The sequence below is a fragment of the Streptomyces sp. NPDC002825 genome, assembly GCF_040295385.1.
In the GTDB taxonomy this organism is placed as follows: domain Bacteria; phylum Actinomycetota; class Actinomycetes; order Streptomycetales; family Streptomycetaceae; genus Streptomyces.
The window spans coordinates 72,482-88,110 of sequence record NZ_JBEOVH010000020.1 but is presented as its reverse complement, the minus strand read 5'-3'; the positions used below and the strand labels follow the sequence as shown (position 1 = coordinate 88,110).

Below are 15,629 nucleotides of genomic sequence, written 5' to 3'. Positions count from 1 at the left end.
AACGGGTGAGGAGCGGGAGGATGGGCCCATGAGTAGGTACGAGAGGTACGACGTCACCGACGAGCAGTGGGAGGGCCTCGCCCAGGTCGTGCCCCTGCGCGGCCGTGACGAATGGCCGTCCAGGGTCGACCACCGCACGATCCCCGAGCAGTACGAAACCGCCGAGCAGCGCCGCATGGTCGTGCTCCGCGTGCAGGTCTTCGCCGACGCCCGTGAGGTCGCCGAGTACCTCATCGCCCAGATTCCGGTGCTCCTCGACCTGACGAGCGCCGACACCGAGGTCGCCAAGCGGATCCTCGACTTCAGCAGCGGCGTGGTCTTCGGCCTCGGCAGCGGGATGCACCGCGTCGACCGGAACGTCTTCCTGCTGGCCCCCGCGGGCACGGAGGTCGAGGGCGCGGAGGGCGAGGACGAGGAAGACGTCGTGGGCGGCCGGGCCGCCGGCGTCCCCCGATCGTAGGAAGGTCATCTCGCCGTAACGGTTCGTCAGGGAATGATCTGCGTACGGTCCGGGCATGGACCTCACCGGCGGCTCCACGCTCGCCCGCACGTCAGACATGCCCGCTTCCGACGTCGTTCCTTCCTCAGCTCGCTCTGCTCCGATCGGTGTCGGCTCTGCCGGTACCGACGCCGGCGGCAGTACCCCAGCCAGTGCCGACTCCGGCAGGAGTGCCCCGGCGAGCAGTTCCCCCGCTGGTCATGACGCTGTCGGTACCGCTCGAGCCGAAACCGCTCCAGGCAGTACTGGCCCTGTCGGCCATGACTCTGTCGGTACAGACTCCGTCCGTACCGGCTCTGTCCGTACTGACTCTGTCGGTACTGCCCCGGTTGGCTCCTCGCCCGTCGTGCGTGCTGTGGGTGCGCGCGGTTCGGGTGCAGTTGGTTCCGGTGCGCTTGGTTCCGTGCAGCGCGCGGCCGTGCCGCGCGGTTCCGGGATCGGCGCTTCCGGGTCCCGTGCCTCCGTCCCCGAGGCGCGGGGCCCGGTCGCCGCGGAGGTCGGGGGCGGCGGGCAGCGTCTCGCCCGGCCCGCCGTCACCGAGCTGCGGCTGTCCGCCTTCGCGGGGCACCGGTCCGCCGTCCACGCCCTCGGACCGGTCACCCTCTTCACCGGACCCAGCGGCAGCGGCAAGTCCACCACCCTGCGCGCGTACGAGGCCCTGGCCAGGCTCGTCGCGGGCGACACGCTCGACGAGGTGTTCCCCGACGCCGCCGACTGCGTCCCCGAGCGCGCCCGGCCGGATGCGGAGGGCAGGCGCGGTTTCCGGATCGGCTGCACGGTGGACGGACCCGAGGGCCCTGTCCACCTGGACCTCGCCGTGCAGGCCGAGCCCCAGCTCCGGATCGTCGGTGAACGGCTCACCGGCCGGGGCCGCACCCTGCTCGCCACCGCGCTCCGCGACCCCGGCCGGAGCGCCGTCCAGGCCGAGTGGCACACGGCGGGTGCCACTCCCGTCACCCGTGCCCCGTTCCCCGACGATCTGCTCGGAACGGCGCTCCTGCCGCTGCGGGTCGCGGGCAAGACCAGGGGGCAGCGGGAGGTCCTGGCCGCCGCCGAGCAGGTGGTCATCGGGCTGCGGTCGGCCTTCGCCTGCGACCCACGGCCCGAGGGGATGCGAGCCCCGGTGCCGCCGGGCGAGGGGCGGCTGCGGCGCGGCTGCGACAACCTCGCCGAGGTCCTGCACCGCACCCACACGGACTGCCCGCGCCGCCACCACCGCCTCGCGGCTGTGGCCGGGGCGGGCTGTACGGGTCCTGTCACCGGTGTCGGCGTCCAGGAACTCCCGGAGGGGACCGTCCGAGCGGTCCTGGAGCGCGGCGGCCGGCCCGCGACGCCGCTCGGCCGGCTCGGCGACGGCGAACTCCGTTACCTGGCCCTCGCGCTCACCCTGCTCACCGGGCCCGGGGTCCTGGAGATGGACCGGATCGCCGAAGTCCCGGACGCCATGCAGAGCCTGACGCTGCTCACCGACGGCCTGGACCGGGGCCTCGACGGAAGGCAGGTGGGGGAGCTGCTGCGGCTCGCGACGGGCATCGCCGCCGACGGCCACATCCGGGTGGCGGGCACGGTCGGCGAACGGGCGGCGGAGGAGGCGCGCCGGACGCCCGGGGTGACGGTGGTAGACCTGGGCGGGTGACGAACGACGACATGAGGGGCGGTGGCCCGGTGGGCCACGACGTGGCGGGGCTGCAGCGCAGGCTGGCCGAGTTCGCGGCGGCGCGGGACTGGCAGCCCTACCACACGCCCAAGAACCTGGTGGCGGCCCTGAGCGTGGAGGCGGCCGAACTCCTGGAGATCTTCCAGTGGTTGACGCCCGAGCAGGCCGAGCGGGTGATGGACGACCCGGAGGCGGCGCACCGGGTCGCCGACGAGGTGGCGGACGTGCTCGCCTACCTCCTCCAGTTCTGTCAGGTGGTCGGGGTCGATCCGCTGGCGGCCCTCGCGGCCAAGATCGACCGGAACGAGGTCCGATTTCCCGTCCGGAGGCGGGACGGAGGGGGTGAGGGCGGCGCCACGAAGGAGGATCGTCACTCTTCGGAGTGATCGACTTTTCCCCGTCAGGCTTCCTGTCCACAGATTTCCGAATTCCTCTGGTGTTGGGGCTCAGGCGGCCTCACTCTGGGTAGTGGAGTGAGTGGGCAGTAAGTCGTACGAACGGGGGCGGCGTTGATGGAAGCGGAGCGACTCATCGCGCTCGGCCGGCACGCACTGGCGGAGAGCGGGACAGCACAGGACATCGTGGCGGAGGCCTGGCAGGCCCAGGCGCTCGCCCAGGCGATAGGCAGTCACCTCGCGCTCTGTGGACCGATGGAGCTGCGGGGCGAGGCGCGGGGGCTGAGCGAGATCGGGGAGTACCCGACCTGGGGTGCGGGTGGGCCGCGTGCGGCCCAGCTGACCGAAGTCGCGGACCCGAGCGGGGCGTTGACCGCGCTCGGGGAGCTGCTCGGGGAGGTGGGGATCGCGCTCGTGGGCGTGGCCTGCGCCACCGACGAGGAGGGGCTCTACTGGCAGTGCATCGAGGCCATCGACGCGGCCGACGAGTCGAGCGACCGGGTGCGTGGGATGCTGCGACGCCTCGCGGTGCGGGACGGGGACCGCGCCCGCCCACCCGACCCCGCCCGGGGCCGAGCGGGCCCGGGACGGGGGTCGTCGTGGTAGGGGCGCGGGGGGAGGAACCGGTCCGGCTCGGGGCGGGGTCGGGTGGGGGATCGCCGACCGGAGGCTCGCCGACCGAAGGATCGCTGCCCGGGGTGGCGCGGCCGGGGATGGGTCCGACCGGGGCCGCGCCGCCCGGGGTGGTGCGGCTCGGGGGGGGTGTCGCCCGGGGTGGTGCGGCCCGGGGCTATGCCGCCCGGGGTGGTACCGGCCAGGGCCGTGCCGGCCAGGGCCGTGCCGCCCGGGGGCGTGCCGGCCGGGCCGGAGCCGTGGCGGCCGGAGCCGCCCCGACCGAGGTCGTGCCGCCCGGAGTGTTTCCGGGCGGGGCGTTGCAAGCTGCGGCCGTACTGGTCGGGGGCCTGGTGCTCGGAGCGGTGCTCTTCGGGACCGCCGTGTGCAGGGCCGTGGCGTTCGGGTCGGTGCCGGCCGAAGCCCTGGAGTCCAGGGCCTTGGTGCTCGGGTCAGTGCTGTCCGGGGTCGCGGTGATGGGCGTCGGAGCGCTGTGGCTCGGGCTCGGGCTCCTGCTGCGACCCGGGTTCCGGGGCGAGGCGGTCGGAGGTGGACTGGAGGTCGGCGTCCAGCTGGGAGAGGTCGGCGGAGAGCGCCGCCATCAGCTCCTCCATCTGCTGGAGCAGGCCCTTGGGGGCGCCGGCGCCCTGCTGCTCGGGCACGGCCCGCTCCGGCGCGGCTTCCTGGGACATGGCGGCCTCCTCGGCCCGGGCCCCGCCGCCGAGGACGGGGCCGTGAGAGAGACGCACCGGCAGCGGCCGCCGGCACGCGGGCCGGGCGGTCCGGCTCCGCCCGAGCCAACGACGGGTGCCGGGCCCCGGTCACTGGCCAGGGCGGACGCCGCCCGCCAGGGGGCCGGATATTCACCCGACCGAGCCGGTGTGGACGGAGAGCTGACGACGAGGTTGACACGCACCCGACGGTGCAGGATGGAGGTATGGATCTTCGCATCTTCACCGAACCCCAGCAGGGGGCCGACTACGACACCCTCCTCACGGTGGCCCGGGCCATCGAGGAGCTCGGCTTTGACGCCTTCTCTCGGAAGCGTGTCGTTACTGCCAAGTGAGCTCCTAGGATCCATGCATGGAGCTCGTGACCCTGGGGACAGGGGCAGAAGGCATGATCAGGGCCGTCACCTAGAGCGGCAGAGCCACAAGAGCGAGACGGACAGTCAGGCGTCTCCGAAGATGCAGCGGGACAAGTCCGTCGCCTACATCCGTTCGCAGGACAACTGGACGCACATCGACACCGATTACTCGGATGTCGGGCTCTCAGGGTATGACCCTGACGTCATTCGCCCTGGCTTTGAGCGTCTCATGGAGGACGCGAAGGCCAAGAAGTTTGACGCCGTCGTGATCTACATGCTGTCCCGGTTGACGCGGCAGGGAGCCGCGGAGGCACTCAAGATCCAACAGGAGCCTGCAAAGCACGGCGTGGCGCTCGTGTCGACGCAGGAGCCTTTCATCAACACGAGCGACGACAATCCGTTTGGCGTCGCGTTTTTCGCCCTCATCGCCGGACTCGCGCATCAGGAGTCGAAGAACAAGAGCAAGTTCATTCGTGACGCATTCGCACAGTTGAAATCGCGCGGCTCGCACTCGTCGGGCCCCGTGCCGTTCGGATTCAAGGCGGACGCAACTCAGGTCGACGGCTTGACGATCCGTGTCCTCTCCCCGGGAGACCGCAGCGCCGAACCGACTGGCCCGCAGTCGACGCCGGCTGACGCTGTCGAGCTCCGGCCGCGGCCGGGGTGCTGGACCGGAGAGCGTACCTTCCTCGGCTCTTGGGGGAAGCTGCGGTGCGCGAAGTGCGACACGGGCATGACGGTCTCCAACATCGACGGCACATACGTGTGCAACCTGCGCCGGGCTGTAGGGAGCGTTCCTCGTCACGTACTGCGGACGCCGCAGACGGAGACGGATCAGATCATCGCTGAGCGCGTGTGGGCCCGCCTGTCGGCTCTGGACCCGTCCGACCCGGACGGCGTCGAACTCCTCGCAGTCGCCGGCGCGCGGTTCGCGAAGCAAGGAGCTGACCCGGAAGCCGCGGAGGAGCTCGCCGAACAGGAAGCCCGGTTGGCGCATGTGCAACAGAGCATCAAGGAGCGTGCGGAGGACCGCGAGTCCTACGAGGGGCCCCCAGCGCGCCGTGCGTTCGCGGAGACCATGAGCAAGTACGCCGATCACGAGGAGCGCTGCGTGGAGCGCATTGCGGAGCTGTCGGCCGCCTCAGTGGTGTCCACACGGCTGCCACTCGACGAGTGGACAGAGCACGGCGACGGGGACCCGTTTGGGCCCGGCGGCATCTGGTCGCGCCGGGACGTCGACGAGCGGCGGGCGTTCCTGGACGTCTTCGTCGACCACATCACCGTCGCGCCTGTCACGACCAAGCGGGGAACGACGCGAGAGCGGACGGACACGCGGCTCGATGTCGTGTGGGTGAAGCCGGCCGAAGAGCTCGAATTTCTCTAACACGCGTTAAGAGAAATGGAAAAGGAGGGTTAGTTTGGCGGTTTGGGCCCCGCCTCCGGGGGGGGGCGGACCATGATAGTTAACGCGTAACACGCCCCAAATGACTAACGTAGGGGGAAGATCAGGCGACGCCGGCGAGTAGCGCGGCTCCCGCTCCCTCCCGACGTCCGGCGCCGCTCCTGCGCTCCCCCGACCTCTCCTCCGGGTGGAGCGCGGTTGAGCGGCCCCGGACGTTCCAAGACTTCCTGCCGGGCGACCCTGGCGGACGAGGAAGACCCCTTGGTTTGTGGCGCTGGACGCCGAGAGGGGCGGCCACACGGACCGCCCCCGACGTCCCTAACTGCGCTTGAGGTACTGGAGGACGCCGAGACCCGCGGCGAGGACTGCGAGGAACGCGCCACCGCACGCCTTGAAGGCGTCGAGCGGCGAACCCTTGAACGTTATGACGACGATGACGGCGGACAGTGCAGCGATGATGGCACTGAGCGCGACGATCGTCAGATCACGGCCCGGGTGGGCGCAGGGCGAGGAAGCGGGAGACATTACAACCTTTCTAAGCTTCAGCACAGACGCTCTGGCTGCGGACACACTCCTCCTACGGAATGTGCCTGCCAGGTACGCACTGCGGGGGCTTAGAAAGCCCGCAACAGGCGTCGACGCGTCATGCGATGAGGCTCCTTGCTGAATGGTCTCCCTACGCGCAGACGCTATCGCAAGTGGTAACGCCATTGCAACGGAACGTAGTTCAGCGGCAGAGCGCCGGCTTTGGCAGCTGGATGACGCAGGTTCGATCCCTGCCGTTCCGACTCAGTGGCCACGTCCACACCCCAGGGCCCCGCCGCGCCAGTCGATGGGCGGCCATTCCTCCTCGTCGAGCCACCCGGCCCGGCGGAGGAACTCGATCACATCATTGAGTCCACGTGCTCGCCCGAGGAATCTAGCAGTGCCCGTGACGACCCCCACCCGCGCCGGCGTCGTCCTGACGTCGACCCCGGGAGACGCGACGAACAACCACGTCATGGTCAACGATGGCCACACCGTGATCCTGATCAAGAACACGGGCAGTACGGTCGCCCGCACGATCACCTTCAGGTTCGCGAAGAAGGTTGACGGCCAGGCCGTGACGTCGCGTACCGCGTCCCTCGTGACGGGGGAACGAAGATCTTCGGTCCGTTTCCCGCGGACGAGTGCGGCGGCCGGATGAACATCGACGTCGACCACGCGGAGCTGACGCTCACGCCGATCAAGCTCTGACGCTCACGCGCCGGGGAGATCAGACTCCCGCCGGCGGAACGTGAGGCTGACGAACCGCCGAAGCCCTTCGCCTTGGGGCGACGCCATCGTCCGACAGGTCTCGGCTGCCCTTCCGCAGGCAATCAGCGCCGGCGGGCAGGCTGCGCAGCGACAGGCGAGCCGACAGGGCTCGGACACGGGTGGTGCCTTCGCTCGCTCGCTGCGGACAAGGCTCGAAGCGGCTTTCCGCGCCATGCCCCGCCTGGAGGTCCGTCTCTCCGACAGTGGGGTGGATGCCGAACTCGCACGCCTTCGCGCCCGCATGGAGATGCTGGCAGGAAGGCGGGTCGGCAGCGACGTAGACGGTACTGCTGCTGAGACTGAGATCCGCGCGATTGACGCGTAGCTTGGACGGCTCGGGCGTCGCACCCGAACATTGCCGTGAGGGCGGACACTGCCACCGCCCGCGCAGCACTTGCGGAGATCCGCGCCGAGATTCCGGCCACCGACGCGACGGAGGTGGACCTCGATGTCGATATCGACACGACCGGTGCCCAGTCCGCGCTGATGTCCCTCGGGATCCAGATGGCCATTCTTATGGCCATCCCGCTGGGGCCGGTACTTGCGGCCGGGCTTGGGTGGGCACTTTGCACTGCGTGGAGCGCGCGGACCGTGGCCAAGCCCGGATCTCTGGATCTGTACGAAGCCAAGTGGGGGCTGGAGATCGAGGCCACAGCGTCACCGAAGGACGCCATCTACGGCCACCGTCAGGTGCACACAGGGCGCTTCCGGTTCCTGTCTGACGAGACCGTCACGGAAGCGCCCTGCGCGTCCTCGACGATGAAGACCTGATGAAGCAGGCTCGCGCGGTGCTGCCTGAACTGCAAGGCGTCTGGCCCTCCGACTGCCCCGGTCGTCCTTGTCCCCCGTGGAGGGCGACCGGGGCTTTTGCGTGCGAGGATGAAGTAGCCGCAGGTCAGAGCCCGTATACAAGGTAGGTAGCAACATGCATCCTTCTTCGCTCCGACCACTACCTCAGCATGGGTCCGGCGACGGGCTGCCCGGCCCGACGGACGCCTGGATCACCCTGGCGGGCCTGGCGCGGGAGACGAAGAGGATCCGGCTCGGCACGCTGATGACGGCCGGTGCCTTCCGGCTCCCCGGAGTCCTCGCCATCCAGGTCGCCCAGGTGGACCGGATGTCCGGCGGCCGGATCGAACTGGGCCTGGGCGCGGGCTGGTTCGAGGAGGAGCACACGGCGTACGGCATCCCCTTCCCGAAGGAGAGGTTCGGCCGTCTCGAGGAGCAGCTGGCGATCGTCACCGGTCTGTGGGAGACGGAGATCGGGAAGACCTTCAGCTTCGACGGCGAGTACTACCGGCTCAGTGACTCGCCCGCGCTGCCCAAGCCGGCCCAGTCCAGGGTCCCGGTCCTGATCGGCGGGCACGGCGCGAGCCGCACGCCGCGCCTTGCCGCGCGGTACGCGGACGAGTTCAGCATCCCGTTCGCCTCCGTGGAGGACAGCGAGCGGCAGTTCGGCCGGGTGCGGGCCGCCGCGGAGGCGGCAGGGCGGCCGGCGGGCGACCTGGTGTACTCGAACGCGCTGGTGGTCTGCGTCGGCAAGGACGACGCCGAGGTGGCCCGCCGGGCCGCCGCGATCGGCCGGGACGTGGACGAGCTCAGGGCGAACGGGCTCGCCGGCTCGCCCGCCGAGGTCGTCGACAAGCTCGGACGGTACGCGGCGATCGGGTCCTCCCGGGCCTACCTCCAGGTCCTGGACCTGGCGGACCTGGACCATCTGGAGCTGATCTCCGACCGCGTCCAGTCGCAGCTGGGATGAGCGGAGGAGAACCGATGAGACCGGGCCGTGCTTTCGCCGAAGCCCTCGGGGCGGGGGCGCTCGTCCTCGACGGCGGGCTGTCCAACCAGCTGGAGGCGCAGGGCTGCGACCTCTCCGACGCGCTCTGGTCCGCGCGGCTCCTCGCCGACGGGCCCGAGCAGATCGAGGCCGCCCACGCGGCCTATGTGAGGGCCGGTGCGCGGGTGCTGATCACCTCCAGCTACCAGGCCACGTTCGAGGGCTTCGCACGGCGGGGCGCGAGCCGGGAGGAGGCGGCGGGGCTGCTCGCCCGGAGCGTGGAGCTGGCCCGGGCGGCGGCGGAGGCGGTGCCGGAGGAGGTGTGGGTCGCCGCGTCCGTGGGGCCGTACGGGGCGATGCTCGCGGACGGCAGTGAGTACCGGGGACGGTACGGGCTGTCCGTCGGAGCGCTGGAAAGCTTCCACCGGCCGCGGATCGAGGTGCTCGCGGCGGCGGCGCCGGACGTCCTGGCCCTGGAGACCGTTCCGGACGCGGAGGAGGCGGAGGCGCTGCTGAGGGCGGCCGCGGGGTGCGGGGTGCCGGTGTGGCTCTCGTACACCGTCGAGGGCGGGCGGACCCGGGCCGGGCAGGACCTGGCGGAGGCCTTCGCGGTCGCCGCGGGGAACGAGCAGGTCCTGGCGGTCGGGGTGAACTGCTGCGACCCGGCCGAAGCGGGGGAGGCCGTGGAGCTCGCCGTGGCCGTGACCGGGAAGCCGGCCGTGGTCTATCCGAACAGCGGGGAACGGTGGGACGCCCGGGCGCGGGGCTGGAGCGGGGACATGGCCTTCGACCCGGGACGGGCCCTCGAATGGTCCGCGGCGGGCGCCCGGCTCATCGGCGGCTGCTGTCGAGTCGGCCCGACCACCATCGGTGCCCTCGCCGAGACCCTGGCGACGAAGGGAGACGCCGACACCGCGTGAGCCCCGCGGGACGGGCGCGGTCCAGCGGCCGCGCCCCGGCGTCGGCCGGCCCCGGCCCGGCCGGGACCGGACGCAGCCGTGGCCCGGGGTCGGCCGTGACGAAAATGCCTGGTGGGGCGGGGAGGGGCGAACCATACTCGAAGGTGTGTTCCTGACGATCAGTACGACCGGCAACCCGGAGCGACCCGCGACCGATCTCGGCTTTCTGCTGCACAAGCATCCCGAGCGGGCGCAGGCGTTCTCGACCTCGCACGGCACGGCGCACGTCCTCTACCCCGAGGCGAGCGACGAGCGGTGCACCGCGGCACTCCTCCTGGAGGTGGACCCCGTGGCGCTGGTGCGCCGCGGCAAGGGCAAGGGCCGGGGCGGCGCCCCGGACTCGGCGCTCGCGCAGTACGTGAACGACCGTCCGTACGCGGCGTCCTCGCTGCTCGCGGTCGCGCTCGCGAAGGTCTTCAAGACCGCGCTGCACGGCGAGTGCAAGGCGATGCCCGAGCGGGCCGCCGCGCCCATGCCGCTGCGCGTCGAGGTCCCCGCGCTCCCCGCCCGGGGCGGCGCGGAGCTGGTGCGGGCGCTCTTCGGGCCGCTGGGCTGGGACACGGTGGACGCCGAACCGGTGCCGCTCGACGGGGAGTTCCCCGAGTGGGGCGACTCGCGGTACGTGCGGCTGGTCCTGGAGGGCGAGCTGCGGCTCGCGGACGCCCTCAACCACCTGTACGTCCTGCTGCCCGTGCTCGACGACGCCAAGCACTACTGGGTCGCGCCCGACGAGGTCGACAAGCTGCTGCGCGCCGGTGACGGCTGGCTCGCCGGTCACCCCGAGCGGAAGCTGATCACCGCCCGCTACCTCTCGCGTCGTTGGGGCCTGGCGAGGGCGGCGACGGAACGGCTCGAACTGGTCCGGCTCGCCGAGGCCGAGGGCCTCGACGTCGAGGACGTCGACAACGCCGTCGACGAGACGGCCGACACGGAGGAGCGTCCGGTGCCGCTCGCCGAGCAGCGGCGCGAGGCGATCCTCGCCGTACTGAAGGACGCCGGCGCGGCTCGCGTGCTCGACCTGGGCTGCGGGCAGGGGCAGTTGGTGCAGGCCCTGCTCAAGGACCCGCGCTTCACCGAGATCGTCGGTGTCGACGTGTCCGCGCGGGCCCTGGGCGTCGCCGCGCGTCGGCTGCGCCTGGACAGGATGGGGGAGCGGCAGGCCGCCCGCGTGAAGCTGACGCAGGGCTCCCTCGCGTACACCGACAAGCGGCTGGCCGGCTACGACGCGGCCGTGCTCAGCGAGGTGATCGAGCACCTGGACCTGCCGAGGCTGCCGGCCCTGGAATTCGCGGTGTTCGGCTCGGCACGGCCCCGGACGGTCGTCGTGACCACGCCGAACGTCGAGTACAACGTGCGCTGGGAGTCGCTCCCGGCCGGACACGTCCGGCACGGCGACCACCGCTTCGAATGGACCCGGGAGGAGTTCCGGGACTGGGCGGCCGGTGTGGCCGCGCAGTTCGGGTACGGGGTCGACTTCACCCCCGTGGGACCCGACGACCCGGAGGTCGGGCCGCCGACCCAGATGGCCGTCTTCAGCCGTACCGACACCGAGAAGGAGGGACCGAGATGACCACCGAGACCCGCACCCTGCCCGTCACCGACCTGTCCCTCGTGGTGCTCGTCGGTGCCACCGGTTCCGGCAAGTCCACCTTCGCCCGGCGCCACTTCAAGCCGACGGAGATCGTCTCCTCCGACTTCTGCCGGGGGCTCGTCGCCGACGACGAGAACGACCAGTCCGCCAGCCGGGACGCCTTCGACGTCCTCCACTACATCGCGGGCAAGCGCCTCGCGGCCGGCCGGCTGACCGTCGTCGACGCCACCAACGTGCAGCAGGAGGCGCGCCGTCAGCTCGTCCAGCTGGCCAGGGCCCACGACGTGCTGCCGGTCGCGATCGTCCTCGACCTGCCCGAGGAGGTGTGCCGCACCCGGAACGCCGCCCGGCCCGACCGGGCGGACATGCCCGCGCACGTCATCCAGCGCCACCGGCGCGAGCTGCGCCGCTCGCTGCGCGGGCTGGAGCGCGAGGGCTTCCGCAAGGTGCACGTGCTGCGGTCCGTGGCGGAGGTCGACGCCGCCGAGGTCGTGCTGGAGCGCCGCTTCAACGACCTGCGGCACCTCACCGGCCCCTTCGACATCATCGGCGACGTCCACGGCTGCCGCTCCGAGCTGGAGACCCTGCTCGCGAAGCTCGGCTACGTCGACGGACACCACCCCGACGGGCGGACGGCCGTCTTCGTCGGCGACCTCGTCGACCGGGGCCCGGACTCGCCGGGCGTCCTGCGCCGGGTCATGGCGATGGTCGCGGCGGGCGACGCCCTGTGCGTGCCCGGCAACCACGAGAACAAGCTCGGCCGGTGGCTCAAGGGCCGCAAGGTGCAGGAGACGCACGGCCTGGCCGAGACCATCGAGCAGCTGGGGCGGGAGAGCGAGGAGTTCCGGGCGGAGGTCGGCCGGTTCATCGAGGGGCTCGTCAGCCACTACGTGCTCGACGGCGGGAACCTCGTCGTCTGCCACGCGGGTCTGCCGGAGAAGTACCACGGCCGGACCTCCGGGCGGGTGCGTTCGCACGCGCTGTACGGGGACACCACGGGCGAGACCGACGAGTTCGGGCTGCCGGTGCGTTACCCGTGGGCGGAGGAGTACCGGGGGCGGGCCACCGTCGTGTACGGGCACACGCCCGTGCCGAACACCTCCTGGATCAACAACACGATCTGCCTCGACACGGGCGCCGTGTTCGGCGGGAAGATGACCGCGCTGCGCTGGCCGGAGCGCGAGCTCGTCGACGTACCGGCCGAGCGCGTCTGGTACGAGCCGACGCGGCCGCTCGCCACCGAGGCGCCCGGCGGGCACCAGGGACGCCCCCTGGACCTGGCGGACGTGCACGGGCGGCGGACCGTGGAGACCCGCCACGGCGGGAACGTCGCGGTGCGCGAGGAGAACGCCGCGGCGGCCCTGGAGGTCATGAGCCGGTTCGCGGTCGACCCGCGGCTGCTCGCCTACCTGCCGCCGACCATGGCGCCGGTCGCCACCTCGAAGGAGGAGGGCTTCCTGGAGCACCCGGCCGAGGCCTTCGCCCAGTACCGGGCGGACGGCGTCGAGCGGGTCGTGTGCGAGGAGAAGCACATGGGCTCCCGCGCGGTGGCCCTGGTCTGCCGGGACGCCGACGCGGCCCGTGAGCGCTTCGGCGTGAGCGGGGTGACGGGCGCGCTGCACACCCGTACCGGACGGCCCTTCTTCGACGACCCCGAGGTCACCGAGGAGGTCCTCGGCCGGCTGCGGACCGCGATCGGCGCGGCCGGGCTCTGGGACGAGCTCGCCGCATCGGACAGCGCCTCCGGCGCGGGGGACTTCCTGCTGCTCGACGGGGAGCTGATGCCGTGGTCGCTCAAGTCGGCCGGGCTGCTGCGCGCGCAGTACGCGGCGGTCGGCGCGGCCTCCGGTGCCGTCTTCCCCGGCGCGGTCGACGCCCTGGAGCGGGCGGTGGCGCGCGGGATCGAGGGGGTCGACGGGCTGCTCGCGAAGCAGCGGGAGCGTGCGGTGGACGCGGCGGCGTTCACCGAGGCGTACCGCCGCTACTGCTGGCCGACCCAGGGGCTCGAGGGAGTGCGGTTCGCGCCCTTCCAGCTGCTCGCGGCGGGCGGGCGCTCGCTCGCCGCCGTGCCGCACGACGAGCAGCTCGCGTGGCTCGACCGGCTCGTCGAGCACGACCCGACCGGGCTGCTCCAGGTCACCCGCCGGCTCGTCGTCGACACCGGCGACGAGGCCTCGGTCCGCGCCGGCACCGACTGGTGGCTGGAGCTGACGGGCGCGGGCGGCGAAGGCATGGTCGTCAAGCCGCTCGCGGCGCTGGTGCGGGACGCGAACGGCCGCCTCGGGCAGCCGGGCGTGAAGGTGCGCGGCCGGGAGTACCTGCGGATCATCTACGGCCCCGAGTACACCCGCCCGGAGAACCTGGACCGGCTGCGGCAGCGCTTCCTCGGCCACAAGCGCTCGCTCGCCCTGCGCGAGTACGCACTCGGCCTGGAAGCCCTCGACCGCCTGGCCGAGGGCGAACCGCTCTGGCGGATCCACGAGGCCGTCTTCGCGGTCCTCGCCCTGGAGTCGGAGCCGGTCGACCCGAGGCTCTGACCCTCGGCGGCGGCCGGGGCGCGTGTCCCGCGCCCCGGCCGCCGCCGAGTCGCGTCTGCCGGACCGCGGAGGCCGGTTCAGTCCTCGCCGGGCTTGGCCGGTGACGCCAGATCGCGCCGTCGGCATCCTGGACGGTGAGGGTGAGGTCGTCCGTGCTGCCGACCGGTGTGTCGTCCGTGTGGAACGCGACCCGTCCAGGGCGGCCGGGCAGGGTGACGATGTGGGCGCTCGTGCTCCGGCCCGCCGTGGAAAGGGTGACCCTGGCGGGCTTCCCGGGGCCGCGGTAGATGCCCGCCCACAGCACGCCGGCGGCGTCGCCACCGGCGATCGTGGACACCTTCCCGGGAAGGACGTCGGCGACCCGCAGGACGACCGGCTTGTCGGCCCCCGAAGACTTCGGGGCAGCCACGTTCAGGCCCTTCGTCGTGAGCCACAGAGTGCCGCCGGCGGTTGCGATCCGCTCACCCGGCGCGACCACCTGCACGGCACCGGCCGTGGAGGCGGCCCGGAGGGGCGCGACGGCGGGTGCCGCCGACACCGGCGACGCGCTGACGGACGAGGCGACCGCCACCCCCGCGCCCGTCACGAGTACCGCAGCACTTGCGACAACGGCCGGCCATCCGCGCTTCCGCCCGCGCGAACCGACGGAAGTCATCCGTACCTCCTGGGGATCGAACAACACCAGCCTCCGGCCACCGGGACCGGAGCAGACGGGCTCTCTCGTCCCCTCCACCCCCAGACGGCATCCCCGCCGCAAAACGCTGCTTCACGCGGCACGCCACCGCATGTGGCGCCCGTCACACGGGAAAGTCGCCCCGCCGGGGGCGCAGGGGGGCCCGCGGTGGCGCTCCCCTGCGCCCCCCGTGCTCGTTGACGCGTTTCTTCCGCACCCTCTAGCGTTCTTCACCCCATGACGTGACACAGCGTCAATTGTGTGGCGCAGCACGTCACATGAGGTGGGAACACACACGCGAACACGCCGGTCGGCCACCGGCGGACGGTCTTCCCCGGAGGGCCCGCCGGACGGTACGGGGGTGAGCGGCGATGAGTCTCTTCGGTCAGGACCGCTCCTTCCTCCACGCCCTCCCCGCGTCCGACCGGCGGTCGCTGCTCGCCGAAGGCGCCAAGCGCGTCTACGAACCCGGGGAGGTGATGATCCGCGAACGCGACACCAGCGCCTACGTCCTCGCGCTGCTCTCCGGCTGGTCCGTCGTCTCCGTCGGCACCGAGCGCGGCTCCCGGCTCATCCTCGCCCTGCGCGGGGCCGGCGAGGTCGTCGGCGACCTCGCCGCCGTCGACCGGGGCCCGCGCAGCGCCAGCGTCACCGCCCTCGGCACCGTCGAGGCCGTGGCCGTCTCCGGCGACCGGTTCCGGCGCTTCCTCGCCGCCCGCCCGCACGCCACCGCGCTGATCATGCGCCAGCTCGCCACCCGGCTGCGCAGCGCCGACGTCGAACGCCGCGCGCTCGCCTCCGAGACCGTCCTCCAGCGCCTCGCCGCCCGCCTCGTCGAACTGGCCGAGCGCGCCGGACGCCGGGCCGACGGCGGCACCGTACTCGACCTCCCGCTGCCCCAGCACGACCTGGCGGCGGCCATCGGAGCCACCCGGGAGGCGGTCGCCAAGGCCCTGCGCCTGCTCCGGGAACAGGACGTCGTCCGCACCGCGAACCGCACCGTCGTCGTCATCGACATGCGGGTCCTGGTGCTGCTCGCGCAGGGGCGCGCACGCCCCGGCGGAAACCCGGCGGACGAATCTCCGCCGGGTGTGTAAACGGCTACATCGCCGGCCGCGGAAGGCGGCCAGTCTGAAACACGCGC

The 15,629-nt window shown here is 72.2% G+C and carries 13 protein-coding genes, 1 tRNA gene and 2 pseudogenes; 14 read left to right on the top strand and 2 right to left on the bottom strand.

Features of this window, described 5'->3' with window-relative positions:
* Window positions 1–28: 28 nt before the first annotated feature.
* From ABT041_RS24285 to ABT041_RS24270, 4 genes are all read left to right on the top strand, one after another.
* Complete coding sequence (locus ABT041_RS24285; RefSeq protein WP_351187719.1) at window positions 29–460, top strand: cell division protein SepF; 432 nt, start codon at window positions 29–31, stop codon at window positions 458–460.
* A 442-nt stretch (window positions 461–902) separates the two neighbouring features.
* Window positions 903–2,135 (top strand): AAA family ATPase, encoded by a 1,233-nt coding sequence (locus tag ABT041_RS24280; RefSeq protein ID WP_502976585.1) that lies wholly within the window; start codon window positions 903–905, stop codon window positions 2,133–2,135.
* A gap of 11 nt (window positions 2,136–2,146) precedes the next feature.
* On the top strand, window positions 2,147–2,542 hold the full coding sequence (locus ABT041_RS24275) for a nucleotide pyrophosphohydrolase (RefSeq protein WP_351187822.1): 396 nt from the start codon (window positions 2,147–2,149) through the stop codon (window positions 2,540–2,542).
* Window positions 2,543–2,668: 126 nt separating this feature from the next.
* Window positions 2,669–3,157 carry a DUF6099 family protein gene (locus ABT041_RS24270; protein ID WP_351187717.1) on the top strand — a complete coding sequence of 163 codons (489 nt, stop codon included), beginning with the start codon at window positions 2,669–2,671 and terminating at the stop codon, window positions 3,155–3,157.
* A gap of 458 nt (window positions 3,158–3,615) precedes the next feature.
* Here ABT041_RS24270 and ABT041_RS24265 read toward each other — a convergent pair whose 3' ends face one another.
* On the bottom strand, window positions 3,616–3,855 hold the full coding sequence (locus ABT041_RS24265; RefSeq protein WP_351187715.1) for a hypothetical protein: 240 nt from the start codon (window positions 3,853–3,855) through the stop codon (window positions 3,616–3,618).
* A 245-nt stretch (window positions 3,856–4,100) separates the two neighbouring features.
* On the opposite strand from ABT041_RS24265, the pseudogene ABT041_RS24260 reads away from it, so the two are divergent.
* Together ABT041_RS24260 and ABT041_RS24255 are read left to right on the top strand one after the other, a co-directional pair.
* Window positions 4,101–4,205 (top strand): annotated as a pseudogene (locus ABT041_RS24260) (LLM class F420-dependent oxidoreductase); the annotation flags it as partial.
* Window positions 4,206–4,242: 37 nt separating this feature from the next.
* Entirely contained in the window at window positions 4,243–5,634 is a 1,392-nt protein-coding gene (locus tag ABT041_RS24255; RefSeq protein ID WP_351187713.1) for a recombinase family protein, read from the top strand.
* A gap of 336 nt (window positions 5,635–5,970) precedes the next feature.
* On the opposite strand, the gene ABT041_RS24250 is transcribed toward ABT041_RS24255, so the two are convergent.
* Complete coding sequence (locus ABT041_RS24250) at window positions 5,971–6,177, bottom strand: hypothetical protein (protein ID WP_351187712.1); 207 nt, start codon at window positions 6,175–6,177, stop codon at window positions 5,971–5,973.
* A gap of 191 nt (window positions 6,178–6,368) precedes the next feature.
* On the opposite strand from ABT041_RS24250, the gene ABT041_RS24245 reads away from it, so the two are divergent.
* The 8 genes and pseudogenes from ABT041_RS24245 (at window position 6,369) to ABT041_RS24210 (ending at window position 15,582) form a co-directional block, all read left to right on the top strand.
* Window positions 6,369–6,440, top strand: a tRNA-Pro gene (locus ABT041_RS24245).
* A 143-nt stretch (window positions 6,441–6,583) separates the two neighbouring features.
* Window positions 6,584–6,838: a hypothetical protein gene (locus ABT041_RS24240; RefSeq protein ID WP_351187710.1), complete on the top strand. Its 255-nt coding sequence runs from the start codon at window positions 6,584–6,586 to the stop codon at window positions 6,836–6,838.
* A gap of 470 nt (window positions 6,839–7,308) precedes the next feature.
* Window positions 7,309–7,719 (top strand): hypothetical protein, encoded by a 411-nt coding sequence (locus tag ABT041_RS24235; protein ID WP_351187708.1) that lies wholly within the window; start codon window positions 7,309–7,311, stop codon window positions 7,717–7,719.
* A 188-nt stretch (window positions 7,720–7,907) separates the two neighbouring features.
* A pseudogene (locus tag ABT041_RS24230) lies at window positions 7,908–8,707 on the top strand (TIGR03560 family F420-dependent LLM class oxidoreductase).
* Window positions 8,708–8,721: 14 nt separating this feature from the next.
* Entirely contained in the window at window positions 8,722–9,645 is a 924-nt protein-coding gene (gene mmuM, locus ABT041_RS24225) for a homocysteine S-methyltransferase (protein WP_351187706.1), read from the top strand.
* Between the two features lie 145 nt (window positions 9,646–9,790).
* The gene (locus ABT041_RS24220) at window positions 9,791–11,254 is read left to right on the top strand and encodes a 3' terminal RNA ribose 2'-O-methyltransferase Hen1 (RefSeq protein WP_351187704.1); all 1,464 of its coding nucleotides are present in this window, start codon (window positions 9,791–9,793) and stop codon (window positions 11,252–11,254) included.
* Window positions 11,251–13,812 (top strand): polynucleotide kinase-phosphatase, encoded by a 2,562-nt coding sequence (locus ABT041_RS24215; RefSeq protein ID WP_351187702.1) that lies wholly within the window; start codon window positions 11,251–11,253, stop codon window positions 13,810–13,812. Before ABT041_RS24220 ends, ABT041_RS24215 begins: the two co-directional genes overlap by 4 nt.
* A gap of 1,044 nt (window positions 13,813–14,856) precedes the next feature.
* Entirely contained in the window at window positions 14,857–15,582 is a 726-nt protein-coding gene (locus ABT041_RS24210) for a Crp/Fnr family transcriptional regulator (RefSeq protein ID WP_351187701.1), read from the top strand.
* Window positions 15,583–15,629 lie beyond the last annotated feature (47 nt).

What these genes read in the sequence shown, in the direction of transcription:
- ABT041_RS24285 (WP_351187719.1), top strand. Translation starts at nt 29, where the DNA reads ATGAGTAGGTACGAGAGGTACGACGTCACCGACGAGCAGTGGGAGGGC.
- ABT041_RS24275 (WP_351187822.1), top strand. Translation starts at nt 2,147, where the DNA reads ATGAGGGGCGGTGGCCCGGTGGGCCACGACGTGGCGGGGCTGCAGCGC.
- ABT041_RS24270 (WP_351187717.1), top strand. Translation starts at nt 2,669, where the DNA reads ATGGAAGCGGAGCGACTCATCGCGCTCGGCCGGCACGCACTGGCGGAG.
- ABT041_RS24265 (WP_351187715.1), bottom strand. Translation starts at nt 3,855, where the DNA reads ATGTCCCAGGAAGCCGCGCCGGAGCGGGCCGTGCCCGAGCAGCAGGGC.
- ABT041_RS24255 (WP_351187713.1), top strand. Translation starts at nt 4,243, where the DNA reads ATGCATGGAGCTCGTGACCCTGGGGACAGGGGCAGAAGGCATGATCAG.
- ABT041_RS24250 (WP_351187712.1), bottom strand. Translation starts at nt 6,177, where the DNA reads ATGTCTCCCGCTTCCTCGCCCTGCGCCCACCCGGGCCGTGATCTGACG.
- mmuM (WP_351187706.1), top strand. Translation starts at nt 8,722, where the DNA reads ATGAGACCGGGCCGTGCTTTCGCCGAAGCCCTCGGGGCGGGGGCGCTC.
- ABT041_RS24215 (WP_351187702.1), top strand. Translation starts at nt 11,251, where the DNA reads ATGACCACCGAGACCCGCACCCTGCCCGTCACCGACCTGTCCCTCGTG.
- ABT041_RS24210 (WP_351187701.1), top strand. Translation starts at nt 14,857, where the DNA reads ATGAGTCTCTTCGGTCAGGACCGCTCCTTCCTCCACGCCCTCCCCGCG.